This is a genomic window from Syntrophaceticus schinkii (assembly GCF_000946815.1).
Lineage (GTDB): Bacteria > Bacillota > DSM-12270 > Thermacetogeniales > Thermacetogeniaceae > Syntrophaceticus > Syntrophaceticus schinkii.
Genome location: NZ_CDRZ01000157.1, coordinates 1 through 20833, shown reverse-complemented (window position 1 = coordinate 20833; position 20833 = coordinate 1). Strand labels below are relative to the sequence as shown.

The 20833-nt window shown below is 50.5% G+C and carries 27 protein-coding genes; 24 read left to right on the top strand and 3 right to left on the bottom strand.

Features of this window, described 5'->3' with window-relative positions; all coding sequences use genetic code 11:
* The 6 genes from SSCH_RS20110 to SSCH_RS16435 all read left to right on the top strand — a co-directional run.
* Positions 1-190: hypothetical protein (locus SSCH_RS20110; protein WP_232294265.1), on the top strand; the 190-nt coding region annotated here is incomplete at its 5' end.
* Positions 191-484: 294 nt separating this feature from the next.
* Positions 485-703, top strand: coding sequence for a 50S ribosomal protein L31 (gene rpmE / locus SSCH_RS06775; RefSeq protein ID WP_044664803.1), 219 nt, complete (start codon positions 485-487; stop codon positions 701-703).
* Between the two features lie 44 nt (positions 704-747).
* Positions 748-1029 (top strand): DUF1385 domain-containing protein, encoded by a 282-nt coding sequence (locus SSCH_RS20865; RefSeq protein ID WP_198142226.1) that lies wholly within the window; start codon positions 748-750, stop codon positions 1027-1029.
* Between the two features lie 23 nt (positions 1030-1052).
* Entirely contained in the window at positions 1053-1646 is a 594-nt protein-coding gene (locus SSCH_RS06770) for a DUF1385 domain-containing protein (protein ID WP_269746133.1), read from the top strand.
* 35 nt (positions 1647-1681) lie between these two features.
* The gene (prfA, locus tag SSCH_RS06765; RefSeq protein WP_044664802.1) at positions 1682-2773 is read left to right on the top strand and encodes a peptide chain release factor 1; all 1092 of its coding nucleotides are present in this window, start codon (positions 1682-1684) and stop codon (positions 2771-2773) included.
* A 1-nt stretch (position 2774) separates the two neighbouring features.
* Positions 2775-4178, top strand: coding sequence for a N5-glutamine methyltransferase family protein (locus SSCH_RS16435; RefSeq protein WP_052835409.1), 1404 nt, complete (start codon positions 2775-2777; stop codon positions 4176-4178).
* A gap of 73 nt (positions 4179-4251) precedes the next feature.
* Here the strand turns inward: SSCH_RS16435 and SSCH_RS06745 are convergent, their stop codons facing one another.
* Entirely contained in the window at positions 4252-5334 is a 1083-nt protein-coding gene (locus SSCH_RS06745) for a DUF1646 family protein (protein WP_044664801.1), read from the bottom strand.
* Between the two features lie 178 nt (positions 5335-5512).
* Between SSCH_RS06745 and SSCH_RS06740 the strand changes: the two genes are divergently transcribed.
* From SSCH_RS06740 to SSCH_RS06650, 18 genes are all read left to right on the top strand, one after another.
* Positions 5513-6580: an L-threonylcarbamoyladenylate synthase gene (locus SSCH_RS06740; RefSeq protein ID WP_044664800.1), complete on the top strand. Its 1068-nt coding sequence runs from the start codon at positions 5513-5515 to the stop codon at positions 6578-6580.
* Positions 6581-6604: 24 nt separating this feature from the next.
* Complete coding sequence (locus SSCH_RS06735; RefSeq protein WP_044664799.1) at positions 6605-7195, top strand: manganese efflux pump MntP; 591 nt, start codon at positions 6605-6607, stop codon at positions 7193-7195.
* A 14-nt stretch (positions 7196-7209) separates the two neighbouring features.
* Positions 7210-7683 carry a low molecular weight protein arginine phosphatase gene (locus tag SSCH_RS06730; protein ID WP_084710988.1) on the top strand — a complete coding sequence of 158 codons (474 nt, stop codon included), beginning with the start codon at positions 7210-7212 and terminating at the stop codon, positions 7681-7683.
* 580 nt (positions 7684-8263) lie between these two features.
* Positions 8264-8740, top strand: a complete 477-nt coding sequence (gene rpiB / locus SSCH_RS06720; protein WP_232294266.1) for a ribose 5-phosphate isomerase B — start codon at positions 8264-8266, stop codon at positions 8738-8740.
* 16 nt (positions 8741-8756) lie between these two features.
* Positions 8757-10001 carry a serine hydroxymethyltransferase gene (locus tag SSCH_RS06715; protein WP_044664797.1) on the top strand — a complete coding sequence of 415 codons (1245 nt, stop codon included), beginning with the start codon at positions 8757-8759 and terminating at the stop codon, positions 9999-10001.
* A 208-nt stretch (positions 10002-10209) separates the two neighbouring features.
* Complete coding sequence (locus tag SSCH_RS06710; protein WP_044664806.1) at positions 10210-10680, top strand: deoxycytidylate deaminase; 471 nt, start codon at positions 10210-10212, stop codon at positions 10678-10680.
* Positions 10643-10957: a MazG-like family protein gene (locus SSCH_RS06705; protein WP_044664805.1), complete on the top strand. Its 315-nt coding sequence runs from the start codon at positions 10643-10645 to the stop codon at positions 10955-10957. Before SSCH_RS06710 ends, SSCH_RS06705 begins: the two co-directional genes overlap by 38 nt.
* 105 nt (positions 10958-11062) lie before the next feature.
* Positions 11063-12226: a non-hydrolyzing UDP-N-acetylglucosamine 2-epimerase gene (gene wecB / locus SSCH_RS06700; protein ID WP_044664796.1), complete on the top strand. Its 1164-nt coding sequence runs from the start codon at positions 11063-11065 to the stop codon at positions 12224-12226.
* Positions 12227-12461: 235 nt separating this feature from the next.
* The gene (locus SSCH_RS06695) at positions 12462-12719 is read left to right on the top strand and encodes an AtpZ/AtpI family protein (protein WP_198142224.1); all 258 of its coding nucleotides are present in this window, start codon (positions 12462-12464) and stop codon (positions 12717-12719) included.
* A gap of 9 nt (positions 12720-12728) precedes the next feature.
* Complete coding sequence (locus tag SSCH_RS06690; protein ID WP_044664794.1) at positions 12729-13058, top strand: ATP synthase subunit I; 330 nt, start codon at positions 12729-12731, stop codon at positions 13056-13058.
* 57 nt (positions 13059-13115) lie between these two features.
* Positions 13116-13787 carry a F0F1 ATP synthase subunit A gene (gene atpB / locus SSCH_RS06685; protein ID WP_044664804.1) on the top strand — a complete coding sequence of 224 codons (672 nt, stop codon included), beginning with the start codon at positions 13116-13118 and terminating at the stop codon, positions 13785-13787.
* A gap of 49 nt (positions 13788-13836) precedes the next feature.
* Entirely contained in the window at positions 13837-14070 is a 234-nt protein-coding gene (gene atpE, locus SSCH_RS06680; RefSeq protein ID WP_044664793.1) for an ATP synthase F0 subunit C, read from the top strand.
* Positions 14071-14255: 185 nt separating this feature from the next.
* Positions 14256-14741: a F0F1 ATP synthase subunit B gene (atpF, locus tag SSCH_RS06675; protein WP_044664792.1), complete on the top strand. Its 486-nt coding sequence runs from the start codon at positions 14256-14258 to the stop codon at positions 14739-14741.
* The gene (gene atpH / locus SSCH_RS06670; protein WP_044664791.1) at positions 14738-15313 is read left to right on the top strand and encodes an ATP synthase F1 subunit delta; all 576 of its coding nucleotides are present in this window, start codon (positions 14738-14740) and stop codon (positions 15311-15313) included. The genes atpF and atpH overlap by 4 nt, the downstream gene beginning before the upstream one ends.
* Positions 15314-16849, top strand: a complete 1536-nt coding sequence (gene atpA, locus SSCH_RS06665) for a F0F1 ATP synthase subunit alpha (protein ID WP_044664790.1) — start codon at positions 15314-15316, stop codon at positions 16847-16849.
* Between the two features lie 22 nt (positions 16850-16871).
* Positions 16872-17744 carry an ATP synthase F1 subunit gamma gene (atpG, locus tag SSCH_RS06660; protein WP_044664789.1) on the top strand — a complete coding sequence of 291 codons (873 nt, stop codon included), beginning with the start codon at positions 16872-16874 and terminating at the stop codon, positions 17742-17744.
* Between the two features lie 14 nt (positions 17745-17758).
* Positions 17759-19201: a F0F1 ATP synthase subunit beta gene (atpD, locus tag SSCH_RS06655; RefSeq protein ID WP_408645707.1), complete on the top strand. Its 1443-nt coding sequence runs from the start codon at positions 17759-17761 to the stop codon at positions 19199-19201.
* On the top strand, positions 19202-19636 hold the full coding sequence (locus SSCH_RS06650) for a F0F1 ATP synthase subunit epsilon (protein WP_044664787.1): 435 nt from the start codon (positions 19202-19204) through the stop codon (positions 19634-19636).
* 360 nt (positions 19637-19996) lie between these two features.
* Here the strand turns inward: SSCH_RS06650 and SSCH_RS06645 are convergent, their stop codons facing one another.
* Both SSCH_RS06645 and SSCH_RS06640 read right to left on the bottom strand, forming a co-directional pair.
* Positions 19997-20425 carry a molybdopterin-binding domain-containing protein gene (locus tag SSCH_RS06645; protein WP_044664786.1) on the bottom strand — a complete coding sequence of 143 codons (429 nt, stop codon included), beginning with the start codon at positions 20423-20425 and terminating at the stop codon, positions 19997-19999.
* Positions 20380-20769 carry a molybdopterin-binding domain-containing protein gene (locus tag SSCH_RS06640; RefSeq protein WP_044664785.1) on the bottom strand — a complete coding sequence of 130 codons (390 nt, stop codon included), beginning with the start codon at positions 20767-20769 and terminating at the stop codon, positions 20380-20382. Before SSCH_RS06640 ends, SSCH_RS06645 begins: the two co-directional genes overlap by 46 nt.
* Positions 20770-20833: the final 64 nt, after the last annotated feature.

Here is a 20833-nt window from a genome sequence, read left to right as displayed (position 1 = left end):
TCGGATTGCCTTAACCGAACATGCTAAAAAAGTTGGGTTTACGGAGACTCAATTTGAAAAGTTTCGTAAAAACATGAATTTTACAAATTCCTTAAGATATACAAAGCGAATTCGCAAGTTAATGAAATCCCCAGGCCAACTGCGATTGGTTCAGGATGATGATTGGAAAATAAGGCCAACGGCAGCTTAGCAATTCTATTCAACATAGCGGTTTCAATACGGTGTACACTACCCGTATGCCCATTTGAAGGTGCTATAGTAGGTTAAAAGGAGCAAAATAGCTTGAAAAGGATGTGCCACCACATGTAGAACGGATATTTTTCAAAAAAACTTCGGAATCGGTGATAAAAACGCCAGTTTTTGTACTCGCAAGATTTTTAAACATTTTGATGCGTCAGTACTGCTAACCACTAATTCCGTTTGCCAGATAACTTTCCCCTGTGCTATAATATTCAGCGTTAATAGATCTGATGGAGGTGAGATCATGAGAAAGGGTATTCACCCGGAGTATCATGCAAAGGCCGCCATTTCTTGCGCCTGTGGAGCCCGCTTTGAGGTAGGGTCCACTGTGCCCAGCATGAGAGTGGAGGTTTGTTCTAAATGCCATCCTTTTTATACAGGGGCCAGAACAAGGCTTTCTGAAAAGGGTGGGCGAGTAGAAAGATTCCGTAAGAAATACGGGGGAGCTAAAAAGGAAGGATAGCGTATTCCCCTTTTGTGGATGGTATACAGGGGGAGGGGTGTGTATTGCCTCAAAAAAACGCTCAAACTTCATTTCAGTATGGGGGGCAGGCGGTCATCGAGGGTGTGATGATGCGCGGTCCCCAAGAAATAGCCACTGCGGTCCGGGTAGGGGATGAAATTGTAATCCACCAGGAGAAATATACACCCTGGTCGGATTCTTTTTCTATTTTGAAGTGGCCATTTGTCCGCGGCACTATTGTGCTCTTTGAGTCAATGGTTATCGGGATAAAAACCCTGAACCTTTCTGCTTCCCTGGTATCTGATGAAGAGGAAGGGAGAGTTTAAGCTCCTGGGAGATGGGGCTGACAATGGCTGTTGCCTTTTTGCTCTCCATAGTTCTTTTTATTATTATTCCCACCTGGTTGGGGCATATGACTCTGTGGGTGGAGAACATTTGGGTGCAGAACCTGATCGAGGGGGTCTCTCGTTTAGGGATCTTCCTGGCCTATGTGCTGGGAATCCGAGCATTTGAGGATATCAGGCGGGTTTTCCAGTATCACGGGGCAGAACATAAGGCGATCAACACCTACGAGGATGGAGCAGACCTGACGGTGGAAGAGGTAGCACAGCGTTCCCGTCTGCATCCAAGCTGTGGGACATCTTTTTTGTTGGTAGTGATCCTGATCAGCATTCTTGTTTTCGCTTTTTTAGGAAATGGTTCATGGTTGTGGAAGTTCGGGTCGCGCATTCTCTTGCTGCCTGTGATCGCTGGCCTTGGGTACGAGTTTATTCGGTTGTCCAGACGCTATAGAAAGCAGATGCGAATTCTCATCGCCCCGGGGCTTTGGGTACAGAACCTGACCACCGGAGAACCGGATTCCGCCCAGATAGAGGTGGCCATCGCCGCGCTAAAACGTGTTTTGATTCCCCCGACAGGTGATGCTGCGGCCTCCGGAGATTGATTTATTCATATTGGAGGAAAGGGGGTTGATGAAGTATGTTGGAAAAGCTTGAAATTTTGGAGTCCCGCTATGTGGAGCTTGAGCAGCAGCTCAGTGACCCGGCGGTGCTTGCAGATATAGACGAGTATCGCAAATATGCCAAGAAACATGGTGAGTTATCCGAGATCGTTTCAACCTTTCGGGAGTTTAAGGACATCTGCAAGGAGATGGAGGATACAAGATCATTGTTTGATGAGGATCTGGAGGAGGAGTTGTTAGGGCTCGCCGAGACAGATCTGTCAGAGCTGGAGGAAAAGAAGGGGCAGCTGGAGGAGAAATTGAAGTTCCTCTTATTGCCCAGGGACCCCAGAGATAAGAAGAATGTCATTGTGGAGATTCGGGCAGGAACAGGGGGGGATGAGGCCGCCCTCTTTGCCAGCGACCTTTTCAGGATGTATTCTTACTATGCTGAGCGGCAGGGGTGGAAGGTGGAGGTCTTGGATTCACACCCCACCGATATGGGTGGTTATAAAGAGATCATCTTCCAGGTGAATGGGAATTATGTCTTCAGTAAGTTGAAGTTTGAGAGCGGTGCTCACCGGGTGCAGCGCATCCCGGTTACCGAGTCCGGGGGTCGCATCCATACCAGTGCCGCCACTGTGGCGGTCCTGCCGGAGGCAGAAGAGGTTGATGTGGAGATTAACCCCCAGGACCTGCGTATCGATATTTTCTGTTCCAGTGGTCCCGGTGGTCAGTCAGTGAATACCACTCAGTCTGCAGTGAGGATTACCCACATCCCTACCGGGATCGTAGTCTCCTGCCAGGATGAAAAATCTCAACACAAGAATAAGGATAAGGCCATGCGCGTCCTGCGTGCCCGCCTCTTGGATCGCGCTGAGCAGGAGCAGCATGGGGAAAGATCGGATATGCGCAGGTTACTGGTAGGCAGCGGTGATCGCAGTGAGCGCATCAGGACGTACAACTTCCCACAGGGGAGGCTCACAGACCACCGCATCGGGTTGACGCTCTATCGTTTGCCGAATATCCTGGAGGGTGAACTGGATGAGGTGATCACAGCCCTGGTTACAGCACACCGTGCTGAACAGCTGAAGGAACAACTGCCTGAACAGGAGAATACAGCTGAGTAAGATGAAGTGTAGTGAGCTGATATTTAAAGGAACCAGATTACTGAAAGAGAAGGGGATTGCGGCTCCCCACCTGGAAGCAGAGGTGTTGTTGGCCTTTGCCTGGGGGCGGGAGCGCACGCATCTCCTTATTTTTTCTGATGATGAGGTACCCAGGGAGGTGGAGGATAGATTTCATGACATCCTCTGTCAGCGCAGCAGGGGTGTGCCGGTTGCTTACCTTACCGGGGAAAAGGAGTTCATGTCCCTGGGGTTTTATGTTAACCCCGATGTGCTGATCCCCCGCCCGGAAACGGAGCTGCTTGTAGAAAGGGTTTTGGAGTATCTGGCAGACTTCCCAGGGGAGAAGCCGGCACCGGAGCCGGAGCGCGAAACCAAAATTGAGGTTGTGAACCCCGGCCGCGGGGGAGGGCGGGTACCGGAGCCGGAGCCAGAAACGGAACGGCCACCATACTTTCCTGCTGCCTGCTGCCCAACACCGGCGAACAGTTATGCGGGCAAAAGAACCGCCTCACTGTCTGCGGGGGAGGAACCGGGAAAAAACTCCGTAACAACCCCGAGCGGCAAAAGAACCGCCCCACTGTCTGCAGGGGGCGTTGTGCAAACACCCCTTGTTGCTGATGTAGGCACAGGTTCCGGGGCAGTTGCAGTCAGCCTGGCTTATTACAATGCCCAGGCACGTCTTGTGGCAACTGATATCTCTCCCGGTGCACTCCAGGTGGCAAAGAGGAATGCCAGGCGACATGGTGTCACAGATAGGGTTAAATTCCTGCAGGGGGACCTGCTTATCCCACTGCTCCAACAGGTGACGCGGGGACGGTTCTCTTGTCACCCCTCTTGTCACCCATCAGGTGATCGTCTTCCGAAGTGGATCGAAGGGGCTGGAACAAAGGAAGTCGGGCTTGATTTTGCATTAGATGGCCGGTTGCCAGGGGAAGTGGGGGAACTTTGGCTGGGTGTTCAAGCCAGAACAAAGGAGGCCGGGCTTGATTTTCCTCGGGAGGATCAGCTACTGGAGGATGTCCAAGGGATTGGAACACGCGCCTCACGCAGACGAACGCCGGCGGTGAAAAAACTGCCGCAGGGAGTTGAAGGGATCGGAACTGCTGTTGTTGCTAATCTTCCCTATATTCCCACCGCTGATCTGCAGAGCCTGCCTTTAGATGTACAGTACGAACCCCTCAATGCCCTGGATGGAGGAGAGGACGGCCTTGACCATTACAGAAGGCTGATTCCCCAGGCAGCAGCCTTTTTAGTACCCAAAGGCCTCCTGGCCTGTGAAGTGGGTATCGGGCAGGCAGAACTGCTGGCAGAGCTCCTCACAAAAGAGGGCTGGACAGAGACAGAAATCATCAAGGACTATGCCGGCAAGGAGCGAATTGTTACAGCAAAAAGGGGTCAGGCTTGAGTAATTTACTTATGTGAGACGCGAGAACCGTCCCCGCGTCTCCCGCGTCTCACAAAGCAAGCCTGGTCCCGGTTTAGAGGATGACAAAAAGTATTACAAAGTAGATCACCATCAGGCTCAGCCCCAGGGGCACACCAAGCTTCGCCCATTCGGAGCTGGTTATTTTTAGTTTCCCGGCGGAGATGATATTGGGAATATTGCCCGGGATGAGCATGCCTCCAGCGATGAGCAGTCCCATCAGGATTGCTTCGATCTGCAAACCACTCATGGACGGGCTGATCTCTGCGGCAGCCAGGGTGGCGTTGTCCAGCACTGCGGAGATCATATTGATCCAGTAGAGGATGCGTGCATCCAGATTGATGATATAGGCATCGATCATCGGTTTGAAGCCGGAACCTAAAAGCTCTAGAGCCATAATGAACAGGAAGATTTTGGCTGCCCTGAGCACTACTCCGGAAATGGTTTCATCCTCCAGGTCAACCGATTCCCCATCTAATTCGGCCCGATGCCTCATGCCCCGTGTGATAGGTTGCCACCATTGATAAGATGGTATAGCTACACCGGAGGGGCCCGCACTGAGGATACCCAGCACGCCCATGACAATGACCCCTGGGATGATGAAGACACCCAGCAGCTTCAAGAGGTAAAAGAATTGTTCATCTAATTTGGAGATGACAATTGTGGAGAGCGGCTCACCGATAGGTGTCAGGGCAGCACCCAGGCCGATGGCAAAACAGCCGATGATGGTTGTGTTGATTTTAGCCTTCCTTTTTAAGGGCAGGGCATTGATCACCTCTGCTAAAACAAGTGCAGCGATGATGGCGGTGATCATGCTGGAGATAAGCCCTAGAACAACCACAACCAGAAAGATAAAAAGCTGGAGAGGGATTTGTTCCAGCAGCTTTTCGATCCATTTGTGGATCTCATTTTGAAAACGGGCGAACAACAACCCAAAGATAAGAACCGCTCCTGTGATGGCGTACATCATGGGTTTGGTTAGGATGTGAAGAACTAGGCCCTTTGTAAGAACTCCAGAGATAATTGTTGCTGCAAGTCCCATAATAAAGAGGAAGGGTTCTAAATTACGCTCAATAGGCTTGACAAAAAAGGGAAGTGTTAAAACAAGCAATAGGACGATGAGCAGACCGACTAACAAATGGCAGCGCCTCCTTGTAGAACAATAATTAGTTTATATTTTTTTTGATGATATAATACCATCAATATATTATTTATCAGATTGTACATTAAAGCAACTATAAGTTGATTCAGTGTATTGTAAGGATTATTATTTTGTTGGCGTTAGGAATACTAAATATGGTGATGTGGCAAATAAAATGTCGGAAACACGCTATTTAAGGGTAAATCCCAGCTGTCCGGAATCTTATTTGATTGCACAAGGGGCAGAGGTAATTAAAAAGGGTGGCCTTGTGGCCTTTCCTACAGAAACCGTTTATGGCCTGGGGGCTGACGGCCTCAACATGGATGCTGTACTGAAGATTTTCCAGGTCAAGGGTAGGCCGCGGGGGAATCCTTTGACACTGCATGTAGCTTCTCTTGACCAGGCCCGAAAACTCGTCTCCTCCTGGCCGCCGACAGCTGAACTGTTGGCGAAAAAGTTTCTTCCGGGGCCCCTGACACTGATTCTACCGCGTTCTGAGGGAATACCGGATCTGGTCACTGCGGGGCTGCCCAATATTGGTCTGCGCTATCCTAGCAACAGGATTGCCCTGGAGTTGATCAAAGCCAGTGGTGTGCCCCTTGCCGCTCCCAGTGCTAATATTTCCGGGTGCCCGAGTCCTACCGGTGCACAGCATGTCCTGGCGGATCTGGAGGGGAAGATCGACCTGATCCTGGACGGGGGGCCGACAGAGGTGGGTATGGAGTCTACTATTATTAGTTTAGCAGGAGAGCGCCCGCTTCTCTTGAGGCCTGGAGGAGTGACGAAGGAAGAGATTGAAGAAGCCTTGAAGGAAGAGATTGCTGTTGCGAATAGTGTTTTGCATCCGGACAAGGCTTCCGGGGAAGAGGAAAGTCGATGCCAGGGGGTCAATAATAAGCAATATGCTCCGCGGGCGCAGGTGATTATGGTGACCGGCAGCCCTGGGGAGCAGGTGACCAAGGTGAAGAATTTTTTAGCGGCGAACAGGGGGCGAAAGATTGGTGTTTTGGCTACCAGTGAACACTTTCCCATTTATGAAAGCTTTAGTGTTTCACCTGTTTACCTGACTGCTTTAGGTTCCCGTACAAGTCCCGAGGAGATCGCCAGCCGCCTGTTCAGCGCCTTTCGGGAGTGTGATCAAGCCGGTGCCGAGATGGTTTTGGTGGAAACAGTTGCACCTACAGGAATGGGTCTAGCTGTTATGAACCGCTTATGTCGTGCCGCTGAGCAGCATCAGATCTGAGAGCAGAGAGAGGGTCTTTTTCAATTGGACAAGCTGTTGACATATTTTTTTATAGCTGTTGCCCTGGGGGCGGATGCCTTTTCCCTGGCATTGGGATTGGGGATGGGCGGCCCATCGCGGCGTGCTGTGCTGCGCACTTCATTTACCGTCGGTATCTTTCATATATTCATGCCCCTGGCAGGCCTTCTGGTGGGGAGTGTGCTCGGTGTTATGGCAGGAAGAGTGGCTACCTGGATTGGCGGCGTAATTTTGGTTATTCTGGGGTTCAAAATGATCTGGGAGGGCCGGCCTTGGAGGCGTGAAGTGTACAGCTTTCGGACAGCGAGAAAAGCCCTGGAGAAACCAGGCAATGTCTTTTCCTGGGGTGGTATTTTGGTCCTGGGCTGGAGTGTCAGTGTGGACGCTTTCGGGGTGGGTGTTGGGCTGGGAACAATTATTGGCGGTGTTACTTCCAGTGGATTTATTTCATTTGTTATAATTTTGGGAGTGGTTGCTGCATTGATGACCGCTATAGGCCTCTTGTTAGGTAGGTGGCTGAGCTACCAGGCCGGCAAGTGGGCTGAAATTGTGGGTGGGCTGGTGCTGACGGGCATCGGGATAAAGATGTTTTTCTAAAAGGGGGAAGAGAAGTGAGGCTGTTATTTGTTTGTACAGGGAATACTTGCCGCAGTCTGATGGCTGAAGCCCTGGCCTCCAAAATTATCGACCGCTTAAATCCGGCAGGAAAGCTCGAGGTTGCTTCAGCTGGTCTGGCGGCTTTCCCAGGAGCTCCGGCCAGTATTGGTGCGTGCTCTGTCCTTTCCGGGGAAGGGGTTGATGTCTCTGAGCACAAAGCAAAACAGCTGACAGAAGAGATGCTGCATGATGCGGACCTGGTATTAACCATGACCGCTGCCCAGAAGGAGCATTTGGCGGATCTTTTCCCGGAGACCGCGGAAAAGATCTTTGTTTTAAAGGAATTTGCGCAAGGTCCATCTCCTGATATAGAAGAGGGTTCTCATGATATCACTGATCCTTTCGGCCAGCCTGAAAGTGTTTACCGGCAGTGTGCGGGGGAGCTCGCACAGGCTATTGAACAAGCAATCAAGCGGATTGCAGAATAGTCGTTGGTCGTTGGTCGTTAGAAAGATTAGGCGATACGGGCAGCTCTGCAGGTACAGATATAGAGGGGCCCGATTCTTTGTGATTATAGTGGTTAGTGATTGGTCGTTTGTCGTTGGAAAAAAGATTGACCTGGTGTCTGAAAGGAATCACGCTAACATTCCAGGCAGGGGAACCACCTCTGTGGGATGGATGGCGTATAAGGGGGACGGTCCCTGGTGCAGATTAGTGGCAGTTATTGGTCGACAGTGGTTGGGACAAAAAAATGGAAAGATTATCTTGTCGTCAAAAAGGGTGTGTTACAAGAATCGCCCGCTAATCTAAGGTAGTTCCCGTATCTTTCAGACTTCTGACTTCCGGCTTCCGTTTTTCGGGTTGGTAATTAGTTGTTAGTCGTTGAAGAAAGATTTTAGGGGGGGACACGGGTATGAGGCGGCTTTTGATGTCAGGTTAGGTATCGATGTTTATGCAGGGCTTGTATGCAATCAAGGGGAATAATTCAGGACTGACCCCGCGGGAAGCGTAAGTAAATTACTCAAGCCTGACCCCGCGAAAAAAGGAGTTGTTGTAGAAGTGGTCGAAATGATTCCTATTGCTATTGGCAGTGACCATGCTGGCTGCTGTCTGAAGAAGGAGATCAAGGAGTATTTTCAGGATAAGGGTGTCCAGTTTAAAGACTATGGAGTGGAAACCCGTGAATCTGTGGACTACCCGGATATCGCTCTTGTGGTTGCGGAGTCGGTTGCGAGGGGGGAAAACAGATACGGGATTTTGGTCTGCGGTACAGGGATCGGGATGGTGATGGCTGCCAACAAGGTGCCCGGAATCAGGGCGGCTCTCTGTCATGATATCTTCACAGCGCGTGCTGCACGGGAGCATAATGATGCCAATGTTTTAACACTTGGTGAGAGGGTTACCGGGGCAGGCCTTGCCTGTGAGATTGTTGAGACCTGGCTGCGATCTTCATTCCAAGGGGGGCGCCATGAAAAAAGGCTCGCCAAGATCAAGGACATCGAAGCGAGATACTGTCATGGCAAATGTTTGAAAGAACGGGAATAACGAGGGGGTTTGCAGTATGGATCTTATTGAAAAATATCTTGTGCCTGCTGATCCGGAGTTGGCTGCGGCCATCCGGGGTGAAGAAAAGCGGCAGCGGGAAAAGCTGGAGTTGATCGCTTCAGAAAACTTCACCAGCCAGGCGGTTATGGCGGCACAGGGGAGTGTGTTGACGAACAAGTACGCGGAAGGATATCCCGGCAGGCGTTATTATGGCGGCTGTGAGTATGTTGATGTGGCAGAAGATTTGGCTATCAATCGTGCCAAAGAAATTTTTGGGGCCGAACATGTCAATGTGCAGCCGCATTCAGGCACCCAGGCCAATACGGCTGTTTACTTTTCCGTTTTAAAACCAGGGGACCGCATTTTGGGGATGGGTTTAGCACATGGTGGGCATCTTACACATGGGTTTTCCGCTAATTTATCCGGAAAGTATTTCGAGGGTTTTGCTTACGGGGTCAACTCAGATGGTTTTTTGGATTATGATCAGATCAGAAAGCAGGCTCTTGAGGTGCGCCCCAGGATGATCATTGCCGGGGCAAGTGCTTACCCACGGGTAATCGATTTTGAGGTGTTTGCCGAAATCGCCCGGGAGTGTGAAGCCTGCTTAATGGTGGATATGGCTCATATAGCAGGTTTGGTGGCAGCTAAAATTCACCCCAATCCTGTTCCCCATGCTAATTTTGTGACCACAACGACCCACAAGACGCTGCGCGGACCCCGTGGGGGGCTCATTTTGTGTCAGGAGCAGTTTGCCAGAAAAATCGACAGCGCGGTATTCCCAGGGACCCAGGGAGGCCCTTTGATGCATGTTATTGCTGCCAAAGCGGTATGCCTCAAGGAAGCGGGAACTAAAGAATTCCGAAGCTACCAGCAACAGGTAGTCAAGAATGCAGCTGCCCTGGGAGAGGTTTTAAAGAGCTTTGGGTTTAATCTGGTTTCCGGGGGAACCGACAACCACCTGCTGCTTGTTGACCTGCGCAGTAAAAATGTTACTGGGCAGGATGCTGAATTAATGTTGGATGATGCGGGTATAACTGTAAACAAAAACATGGTGCCTGGTGACCCTCAAACCTCACTGGTGACCAGCGGTATCAGAATCGGCACCCCGGCGGTGACAACCAGGGGAATGAAGGAGAAGGAAATGGAACAGATAGGGACAGCCATCAACCTCATCCTGTCTCACCCGGGTGATCAAGGAAAACTTGAGGAAGCACGCCGGATCGTTGATAAGACTTGTGCCGATTTCCCGATCTATAAGTAACGCGTGCAATGGGGACAGTCCCCGGTGCATATAGCAGGTCCGATTCCGGTAAGACAGCGTTATAGGCAGCGAGGGGAACAGTCACAAATGCATTCTAGCGGTATCTGTTCTTTGCGGAATTTAAGGTACTAACCACAAACCACCAACGACCAACGACTAAATTTTGGGGGTTGGAGATTTGACAAGGCCTGGATGGCATCAATACTTCATGGAAATTACCCGGGTTGTGGCGAAGCGCTCCACCTGTCTCAGGCGACAGGTGGGGGCATTGATTGTCAAGGAGCGCCGCATCCTCTGTACAGGTTATAATGGTGCCCCGGCAGGGATTCCCCACTGCAGTATGGTGGGGTGTTTGAGGGAGCGCCTGGATATTCCTCCCGGTGAGCGCCATGAACTATGCCGCGGCCTGCATGCAGAACAGAATGCCATTATTCAGGCAGCTCTGCACGGGGTCTCCATCGCAGGAGGGGTATTCTACATTACCCACCAACCCTGTGTTCTATGTGCCAAGATGATCTGTAATGCGGGTATCAAAGAGGTTTACTTTCAAGGAAATTACCCTGACCAGCTGGCAGCGGACATCTTTCAGGAAGCCGGGGTCAAGCTGATCTGTATGGGAGAGGATGATAAAAATGGAGAAAATGAAGACGAAGGACATCACCCTGCCGCGCTTGAATAATCTTAAACCCACTCTGGAATCCACAGCCTTCAAGCTGATGGAGGAAACCGGGGAATTAGCCCAGGCCATCGGCAAGTTCCGGGGGATGAGCGGTGAGCGGACGAACATGACAGAACAGCAGGTGATGGAGCTGATCTTGCGTGAACTGTTGGATGTAGCCCAGACCGCGGTTTCGTTGATGTTTGTGCTGGAAGAGGAATACGGGGCAGATATTGGGCTAGCTCTGGAGCGGCATATCCAAAAATTGATTGAGAAAGAATACCTGCGTGTGGAGTAAAATATGACGCCAGGTGACTAACGCCAGGTGACACACCAGGTGACTGTCACCGTGCATCTAGAGCGCCGTATTGATTGAGAAAAAATACCTATTATGGAGTAAAAAATGACAGAAGAAGGAAATAAAATAAAAATCTTAAGTATTTTTGGAACACGCCCTGAAGCCATTAAAATGGCTCCGGTAATCCGAGAGCTGGAATCCCGCCCGGATGTGGAGAGCAGGGTAGTCGTCACCGCCCAGCACCGGGAGATGCTCGACCAGGTAGTAGACACCTTTAATATCAAACCCGATTATGACCTGGAGGTCATGCGTCCGGGGCAGGACCTCTTCGATGTGACTGTGTCTGTACTCAAAGGATTGAAGGGTATACTGGAAGTGGAGCGCCCGGATCTGATATTGGTGCAGGGGGATACCACAACCACCTTTACCGGGGCACTGGCCGCCTTTTACTGCCAGATACCTGTGGGACATATTGAGGCGGGTTTGCGGACTTATCAAAAATATGCTCCCTTCCCTGAGGAGATGAACAGGGTTCTCACAACCCGTTTGGCTGATATTCACTTTGCCCCCACAGATAGGTCCCGGGATGCCCTGCTGAAAGAGGGGATTAATCCAGGGAATATCTTCGTAACCGGCAACCCGGTGATCGATGCCCTTTACCAGGCCCTGGAACAACCCTTTTATCTGGATCCCGAAATTTCACGGGCTTTCCGTGATAACAAGAGGGTCATCCTGCTGACAACTCACAGGCGGGAAAACCTGGGTGCTCCACTGCAGGATGTCTATATGGCTCTGCGGGAGGTGCTGTTTAAACATCCGGATGTTGCGATTATATTCCCGGTGCATAAAAATCCGGCAGTGCGCAGTGAGGTGAAGAGTGTTTTACATGGGGTTGAGCGGGTTTACCTGACAGAACCACTGGATTATCTTCCCTTTATCAATGTGATGAAGAGGACCTATATGGTTCTCACAGATTCCGGTGGGATCCAGGAGGAGGCCCCGGCCTTGGGGAAACCTGTGCTTGTTCTGCGTGAGGTGACGGAAAGACCGGAGGCGGCTGCCTTTGGTACCGCACGGTTAATTGGTACCGATTGTCGCAAGGTGGAGGATGAGGTCAACCGTCTCCTCAATGATGAGGGCGCCTATCAGGAGATGGCAAATGCTGTTAATCCTTACGGGGACGGGATGGCGGCCAGCCGCATTATTCAGGCTGTTTGCTGTTATTTCGGCCTGGGACCGGCACCTGCTGACTTTTCTCCTGAACAATAATGACTCCTGGGTAACGCCCTTATAGGGTGAGAATCCTTGGGCTGACCGTTTCCAGGACTACAGGTGAAATGGGAAGTGGGAAGTGGGAAGTGGGAAGTGGGAAGTGGGAAGTGGGAAGATGACACGACCCCCGTCCCCCTAAAAAAAATTTTGTTGCGGCAGGAATTTCATCAATGAGAGAGAATAAGGTATTATTAACTCTTATTTTTCCTCAAGAATGTTTGGTGGAGAGCAGTTGGGCAAAAAAAAGGATTCTCCGACCGTATGGCATGTGCTGGGGCTGATGACAAACATAGGCATCACTCTTGCTGCCTCAGTTTTCATAGGTTATTATATGGGGTACTATCTGGACCGGTGGTTGTTTCATAAAACCGGTTATGTGATGACAATAATTTTCTCTCTTTTTGGAATTGCAGCCGGATTCCGCGCTGTATTTAGCATGATCAACAAAATCCTGGATGAAGATGAGGGAAATGGAGGGAATAAGGGGTGATGAGAAGAAGTGCTCTGGAGATTCTTGCTCATCGGTTTCCTCTTTGGGACAGCGGTTAGCATTGGTAACTATTGCTATCTGCAATGGACGATCAAAAAGAATGAAAAGCGACCACCGGATGAGGCGACCACTGCTATAATCAACTGTTACATTACTCGATATTTTATAAATGTCTTTGCTCTGTTTTTGGCTTTCTATTTTGCCAGTGACATGTGGGCGATTGCCGGAACGGGCTTGGGGCTGGTCGTCATGAAAAATGTTTCTATGGTAATGGAGTACCGGGAAAGCAAGAAACACCCCTGGAAGAAGAAAAAACCTTCGAAGAAGGATTCTTCATAATGAGGAACAGATTCAGGTACAGGGTTCTTGCAGGAGGCGCAGAAAGGGGTTATTTTTATGGAAGAAGCCAAAGTTCTGTTTACGATTTTCGGTCTGGATGTAACAGGCCATGTAACGACCATGTGGGCAATTATGTTATTCCTGTTTTTGGTTTTTGTCGTGGCTACACGGAAACTGGATAAGGTGCCTGGCCGCTTTCAATGTCTGATCGAATTTATAGTAGAGTCGCTGCTCAACTTTTTCAGTGGGATCATGGGGCGAGAACAGGCACGCCGCTACTTTCCCCTTTTAGCCACCCTATTCCTCTTTATTCTGATTTCCAACTGGTCTGGTATATTGCCTTTTGCAGGGCATGTGGAGGGTTTCAAACCACCCACCAGCACACTGAGTGTAACTGCCGGTCTGGCCATCACTGTTTTTGTTATCACCCAGATTGCGGGTGTCCGCGCGAAGGGTTTTGGTTATGTTAAGCACTTCTTCCAGCCCTTTTTTATCATGTTTCCATTGAATTTGATCGAGGAGCTTGTCAGGCCGATTTCGTTGTCTCTGCGACTTTTTGGAAATGTTTTCGGTGAGGAAATGGTTGTTTCCGTATTGTTACTCATATTTCCTTATTTTGTTCCAGCCATTATGCAGGTGCTGGGTATTCTTTTTGGTTTTATCCAGGCTTTGGTGTTTACATCGCTGACGGCTGTTTATATTTCATCTGCGACTGCAGATTCTCATTAGGATTATTATCTAATAGCAGTTAAGATGCAGAAAGGAGGGAGACACATAAATGGATATGACATCCGCAATCATTGCACTGGCTGTAGCACTGGTGATGGGTATTGCTACCATTGGTCCCGCTCTTGGTCAGGGTACCGCAGCAGCAAAAGCGATGGAGGGGATAGCTCGCCAGCCGGAAGTGGCCGGTGAACTACGGACAACAATGATTCTTGCCCTGGCTTTTATGGAATCGTTGACTATTTACGGCCTTCTGATAGCTTTTATGCTGCTTTTCAAAATGTAAGCTCTCCCTGTTAATAGGAGCCAAAGGTGAGGTTTGTGCTTGCCTCAGGGGGGAGCATGACGATTTATGGCAGTAGCTTGTAATCACGAACCGGGATCACTGGAATTACTAATGCCCAGGGACGCATCACGCCTGCGTGTACGCCCCCGGGTATATCTTGACCCGGTTGTGGGAGGGACTAGCAAGTGACATTAAATCTGACAACAGCTATATGGGCGATTATCAACTTTTTGGTGATTCTTGCCTTGCTTTACAAATTTGCTTTTAATCCTGTGATGAGTTTTCTCGACAACAGGAGTAAAGAGATTGCCGATAATATTTCCGAGGCTGAGCGTGGCCGCGATGAAGCCGATAAGCTTCTTCGGGAATACAAGGAGCAGATTGCCGGCGCCAGGGAAGAGGCCCAGGAAATTATCGACAGAGCAGCCAAAGCCGGAGAGGAACAGCGGGCAGCTATTCTTGCTCAAACGCGGAATGAGTCAGCGGTCTTGTTGGAAAGGGCGCGCCAGGAGATTCAGCGGGAAAAGGAGCAGGCCTTACATGGCCTTCGCCAGGAGGTAAGTACTTTGGCTGTTATGGCTGCGGAAAGGATACTGATTCGCAATATCGATACAGAAGATAACAAGAGAATAGTTGATGATTTTCTGAGTGAGGTAGGGGAAATTCATTGATCAAAGAAGCGGTTGCACGCCGTTATGCCAAAGGGTTGTTTGATGTTGCCTGTGAGATGAATATTTTAGAGGAAGCGGCTCAAGACCTGGATAGGGTTGCTGCACTTCTCGAACAGGAGCCTGATCTAAAGGAGATACTGGAGTACCGGCGTGTTCCTACCCGGGTAAAAAAGGAGATCGTGAGGGGTGTTATAGGGGCTTCTATATCTTCTGTGGTTTTCGGCTTTATGGAAATTCTTATAGACAAGCACCGCGAACGGAGCTTTGGCGCTATTCGGGAATCCTACCATGACTTTCTCAGAAAACACAAGAACATTGTTGTTGCAGTTGTGAAAACCGCTTATCCTCTGGAATATCAGTTTGAGGTGAGACTGCAAGAGGTTTTAGAAAAAGCCACAGGAAAGAATATTGAACTTCGTGTGGATGTTCAACCAGAATTGATTGGGGGACTGGTGGTACAAATAGGTGACCGTGTTTATGATGGGAGTATAATTAAACAATTGGAGATGATAGGATCTCGCATAATGGAAAGATCGTCGAGATCGTTAGGAAAGCTTGAGGTGGAAATATAGATGGGCATTCGTGCTGAAGAGATTAGTTCTCTCATTAAGACCCAGATCGAGCGCTACAAGGTAGAAATAGATGTAGCGGATGTGGGTACAGTTATACAGGTGGGGGATGGCATCGCTCGCGTATATGGCCTGGAAAGGGCAATGGCAGGTGAACTGCTGGAATTCCCCGGGGAGATCTATGGTATGGTTTTAAACCTGGAGGAGGACAACATAGGGGTTGTGCTCCTTGGTCCTTATGCTCACATCAAAGAAGGGGACACTGTCAAGAGTACAGGCAGGATCGTGGAGGTGCCTGTAGGTGAGGCCATGGTGGGCAGGGTGGTCAACGCCTTAGGGCAACCCCTTGACGGAAAGGGACCAATTGAAACAACTAAATATCGTCCTGTTGAGTTCCTGGCACCAGGGGTAATCGCACGCCAACCGGTACAGGAGCCATTGCAGACAGGTTTGAAGGCTGTTGACTCCATGATCCCTATTGGGCGCGGCCAGCGGGAATTGATCATCGGTGACCGCCAGACCGGTAAAACCGCCCTGGTTTTGGACACCATCATCAACCAGAAGGGACAGGATGTGATCTGCATCTATGTGGCCATTGGCCAGAAGGCGTCCAGTGTTGCTGCAGTTGTAGAAAAATTCCGAGAAACCGGAGCGATGGATTACACCATCGTTGTGGCGGCAACTGCCAGCGACCCCGCACCCCTTCTCTACCTGGCACCCTATGCGGGGTGTGCCATCGGTGAGGAGTTCATGTACAATGATCACAGGGATGTCCTGGTTTGTTATGATGACCTGTCCAAACATGCTGTTTCTTACCGGGAGCTTTCCCTTCTATTAAGGAGGCCGCCCGGAAGAGAGGCATTCCCTGGAGATGTTTTTTACCTCCACTCGCGCCTGCTGGAGCGGGCAGCAAAACTAAGTGATGAGATGGGAGGAGGTTCGCTGACCGCCTTACCGATCATTGAAACCCAGGCCGGAGACGTATCAGCGTATATCCCGACAAATGTGATTTCTATTACCGACGGCCAGATTTACCTGGAGCCGGACCTGTTTTATGCAGGAGTGAGGCCGGCGATCAATGTGGGTATCTCTGTGTCCCGTGTAGGTGGTTCAGCGCAGATCAAGGCCATGCGCCAGGTTGCAGGAAGGCTGCGCCTTGATCTTGCCCAGTACCGTGAACTGGCAGCATTTGCCCAGTTCGGATCTGATTTGGATAAAGCCACATTGGCAAGACTAACCAGGGGCGAAAGGATGACAGAGATCCTAAAGCAGGGGCAGTATGTCCCGATGGCTGTTGAGGACCAGGTGGTTGTTCTTTATGCCGGTGTTAACGGTTTTCTGGATAGCCTGCCTGTAGAATCAGTTTTGGAGTTTGAAAAAGAATTCTTGCGCTTTATGAAGAGTGAACACGCAGAGATCCTGGAGGAGATTCGGGAAAAGAAAGCCCTATCTGATGAACTGATGGAACGGATGAACAAGGTGATCAAGGGATTCACAGATGAATTTGGCACCGCCTTTTCCATCCGGAGAACTGCCTAACTCGCAAAGGTGGTGACAGTCTGTGGCAGAACACACAAGAGACATCAAAAGGCGTATCAGGAGCATCAAAAACACCGAACAGATTACCAAGGCAATGGAGATGGTGGCTGCAGCACGCCTGCGACGTGCTCAGGAAAGGGTGGAGGCGGCACGTCCTTACTCTCAGAAGATCGATGAGTTAATCAAAAGGCTTGCCGGTACATTTAGTGAGATCACCCATCCCCTCTTTCTTTCCAGGAAGCGGCATAATGTAGGTTACGCAGTTTTTACCTCGGACCGCGGTCTTTGTGGTGCCTTTAATTCTCATGTTATCCGCAGAGCGGAAGCGGAGATGGCCCAGGAAGAAGAAGCGACATTGATTGTCATCGGCAGGAGGGGACGTGATTACTTCCGGCGCCGGGACTATAATCTTGTTGCAGAGTTTCTGGCTATTGGGGATGAACCCATTGTGTCACAGGCACAGGGCATTGCCCGTACCTTGGTGGATCTATATGAAGGAAATATTGTTGATGAGGTAAATCTTGTCTATACAGAGTTTATTTCTACTGGGAGGCAGCAACCTGTGGTTTTCAAGCTTCTACCTCTCACCGCTCCTCAAATCAAAGAGGAGGACGAGATGTTTGAAGACACAATTCCCGATTATATCATTGAACCCAGTCCACAGGGTGTTTTGGAAATGCTCTTGCCTCGCTTTATTGAGGCTGAGATTTTCCGCGCTCTACTGGAAGCCAAAACAAGTGAACACGCGGCTCGCATGATTGCTATGAGCAATGCTACAGAGAACGCGGGTGAGATGATCGATCAGCTGACCCTCCTGAGCAACAAGCTGCGCCAGGCAGCGATTACTAAGGAGATCGCTGAAATCGTCGGTGGAGCGGATGCCTTAAAAGGATGAAGGAGGTAAAAGAGTTGGAAGAGCGAAGTTATGGCACAGTTGTCCAGGTAATTGGTCCTGTCGTGGATATTGAATTTCATCCTGGCCGGCTTCCGGACCTCTATGATGCCATGGTAATTAGCAGCGATGACCAGGAGGAAGAGATCAAGGCAACACTGCCACAGGACTTGCAAGTTATACTTGAGGCCATGCAGCACCTGGGCAACAATACCGTGCGGTGTGTGGCCATGTCCTCTACAGATGGAATCAGGCGTGGGATGCGAGCATTAGATACCAAATCCCCGATCAAGATGCCTGTGGGAAGAGGAACACTGGGCAGGCTGTTTAATGTTTTAGGGGAGCCTATCGATGGCAAGGGTGATGTTGAAGCAGAAGACTATTATCCCATTCATCGTCCATCCCCCCCCATTGTGGAGCAGCGCCCGGCCCGGGAGATTTTAGAGACTGGGATTAAGGTTATCGATCTCCTTGCTCCCTTTGCCAGGGGCGGCAAGATTGGTCTGTTTGGTGGTGCAGGTGTAGGCAAAACAGTAATCATCCAGGAATTGATCCGCAATATTGCCTATGAGCACGGCGGCTTCTCGGTTTTCTGCGGTGTTGGCGAGCGAACCAGGGAGGGGAATGACCTCTATCTGGAGATGTCTGAATCAGGTGTTCTTGAGAAGTGTGCCATGGTTTTCGGGCAGATGAACGAGCCGCCAGGCGCACGACTCAGGGTGGGGCTTTCCGGCCTTACAGCTGCAGAATACTTTCGTGATGCAGAAGGCCAGGATGTGCTGGTCTTTATTGATAATATTTTCCGCTTTACCCAGGCTGGCTCAGAAGTGTCTGCACTTTTAGGGCGAATGCCTTCTGCTGTAGGTTACCAGCCCACATTGGCTACAGATATGGGTTTGTTGCAGGAGCGTATTACCTCTACGAAAAAAGGATCGATCACCTCTGTGCAGGCTGTTTACGTCCCGGCAGATGACCTGACTGACCCCGCACCTGCTACAACCTTCGCCCACCTGGATGGTACTGTAGTTCTGTCCCGCCAGATTGCTGAATTGGGCCTCTACCCGGCAGTGGATCCCCTGGATTCCACATCTCGTATCCTTGACCCACATATTGTCGGGGATGAACACTACCAGGTAGCCCAGGGTGTTCAGGAGGTTCTCCAGCGTTACAAGGACCTGCAGGATATTATCGCTATTTTGGGTATGGATGAACTCTCTGAGGAAGATAAACAAACTGTGGCCCGGGCGCGCAAGATTCAGCGATTCCTGTCGCAGCCCTTCTTTGTGGCTGAGGCTTTTACGGGAAGGCCGGGGACATATGTTCCTGTCAAGGAGACGGTAAGGGGCTTCAAGGAGATCCTGAATGGACGGCATGATGGTATTTCAGAGCAGTGCTTTGTCTATGCCAGTACAATAGATGAAGTTGTGGCTCGGGGCAGGGAAATGGAGGCTGTCAGTTAAGTGGCAAAACAGGCAAAGGGTAAGTGGAACACCTTTAATTTAGAGATTATTACCCCGGAGCGGGTTGTGGTCGATGAGGAAGTAGAGGGTGTGAGCCTCCCCTCCACAGACGGTCTGCTTGGCATTCTGCGCAACCATGCCCCTTTTATCGGTGCCCTGGATATTGGTATAATCAAGTATTTGAAAGAGGGAAGCCATCATTATATTGCCTGTAGTATGGGTATTTTTGAGATGAAGGGCAATATGCTGCGTATTCTTCCAGATACCGCTGAGCTCGGGGAGAGAATCGATGTAGATAGAGCAAAAAAAGCCAGGGAACGGGCAGCACGGCGTATACAACAGAAGGCCCAGGAACTCGACTACCTGCGGGCAGAAATGGCTTTGAAGAGATCACTCGCCCGTCTCAAGGCCGCAGAAGCAGCAGGGATGAAGTAAAAACGGTTATTACAAAGATTGTTTCGTGCAAGAACCTGGGAGGGTAATCCCAGGTTTTTTGTGAGGTGACAGGGGGACGGTTCGAAAGCGCCGGTCAAAGCCGGCAGTAGGTAGGTGGTGAAAGTCCACCCTACCGTGACTGCTGTCACCTCTCTTAAGACGCGAGGACGCTTTTTTTCGCGTCTCATGTTTCACTGGCGTCTCATCATCACCTCAGGATGCACTGGGGACTGTCCCCAGTGCACGCAGTGCACGCGTCTCTTGCAGGTACTAAACAATATTTAAACTCAGTAACCGCTTGTTTTCCCGGCGGTTTTTTTACATCCCCTTGGGTGACAGAAGAACCGTCCCCGCGTCACCTTAGACCAGTCCCTGGATGGGAATGATAAACACTTCAGCCCCTGGCTGTACAGGTGGGTGTCCTGGCGGCAGATCTATTAAACAGTTACAGTCGGCAAGAGATTGCCGCATGCTGGGTCTTTGAGCAGGGAGCACTGCAACCCTCCAGCCTTCTTCGCCGCAAAGGGCGTAGCCCAGCAGGAAGCGTCTGGGTCCACCTGGCTTAGGGAAGGGGCTGGTGGCCACAGCAGGGAAGCGTCTTATTTCCGGGTTTAGCCCCTGTAAGGCGCGCAGTGCTGGGGAGACCAAGAGGCAGTAGCCCACAAAACAGGCCATGGGGTTTCCGGAAAGCATGATCACCGGCTTGCCATCACTGACCCCGGCACAGGCGTGACTGCCCGGCTTTACTTGATAGCCGAGAAAAACCGGCTCTGCACAGGTGCTGTCCACGGAGACTCCGTCGTCCTGGTCGTTCGCTGCCCGTCAGCTGTTCCCCCGATGGTAACCACCATATCAGCCTGCTGTAGCTGGGAGTGAAGTATTTTTTCAGGAGAGGACTGCGAAACCACAACTGATGGCAGACCGCCCTGAATGGTTACCAGTGAAGACAGGTGTGGGCCGTTACTGTCCCACATTTGGCCGGGGGTAAGGTCCTGATCATAGGGGATAACTTCTTTTCCCAGACTTAGTATTGCCACTTTAGGACGCCGAATCACCCTGATTTCCCGAAGGCCGAAGGCAGTAAGAATGGCGATCAGTCCCGGGGTGATTATGGTGCCGCTCCTGGCGATCACTGACCCGGACTTAACTGTCCTCCCCTTCGATTCCGGATGTTGTCAATGACAGGAAATTATCAAC

Coding starts and splice junctions, on each gene's coding strand:
- SSCH_RS06715 (WP_044664797.1), top strand. CDS start 8,757: ATGGATCTTATTGAAAAATATCTTGTGCCTGCTGATCCGGAGTTGGCT.
- SSCH_RS06705 (WP_044664805.1), top strand. CDS start 10,643: ATGAAGACGAAGGACATCACCCTGCCGCGCTTGAATAATCTTAAACCC.
- rpiB (WP_232294266.1), top strand. CDS start 8,264: ATGATTCCTATTGCTATTGGCAGTGACCATGCTGGCTGCTGTCTGAAG.
- wecB (WP_044664796.1), top strand. CDS start 11,063: ATGACAGAAGAAGGAAATAAAATAAAAATCTTAAGTATTTTTGGAACA.
- atpB (WP_044664804.1), top strand. CDS start 13,116: ATGGAAGAAGCCAAAGTTCTGTTTACGATTTTCGGTCTGGATGTAACA.
- SSCH_RS06710 (WP_044664806.1), top strand. CDS start 10,210: ATGGAAATTACCCGGGTTGTGGCGAAGCGCTCCACCTGTCTCAGGCGA.
- rpmE (WP_044664803.1), top strand. CDS start 485: ATGAGAAAGGGTATTCACCCGGAGTATCATGCAAAGGCCGCCATTTCT.
- SSCH_RS06770 (WP_269746133.1), top strand. CDS start 1,053: ATGGCTGTTGCCTTTTTGCTCTCCATAGTTCTTTTTATTATTATTCCC.
- SSCH_RS16435 (WP_052835409.1), top strand. CDS start 2,775: ATGAAGTGTAGTGAGCTGATATTTAAAGGAACCAGATTACTGAAAGAG.
- atpE (WP_044664793.1), top strand. CDS start 13,837: ATGGATATGACATCCGCAATCATTGCACTGGCTGTAGCACTGGTGATG.
- SSCH_RS06740 (WP_044664800.1), top strand. CDS start 5,513: ATGTCGGAAACACGCTATTTAAGGGTAAATCCCAGCTGTCCGGAATCT.
- prfA (WP_044664802.1), top strand. CDS start 1,682: ATGTTGGAAAAGCTTGAAATTTTGGAGTCCCGCTATGTGGAGCTTGAG.
- atpA (WP_044664790.1), top strand. CDS start 15,314: ATGGGCATTCGTGCTGAAGAGATTAGTTCTCTCATTAAGACCCAGATC.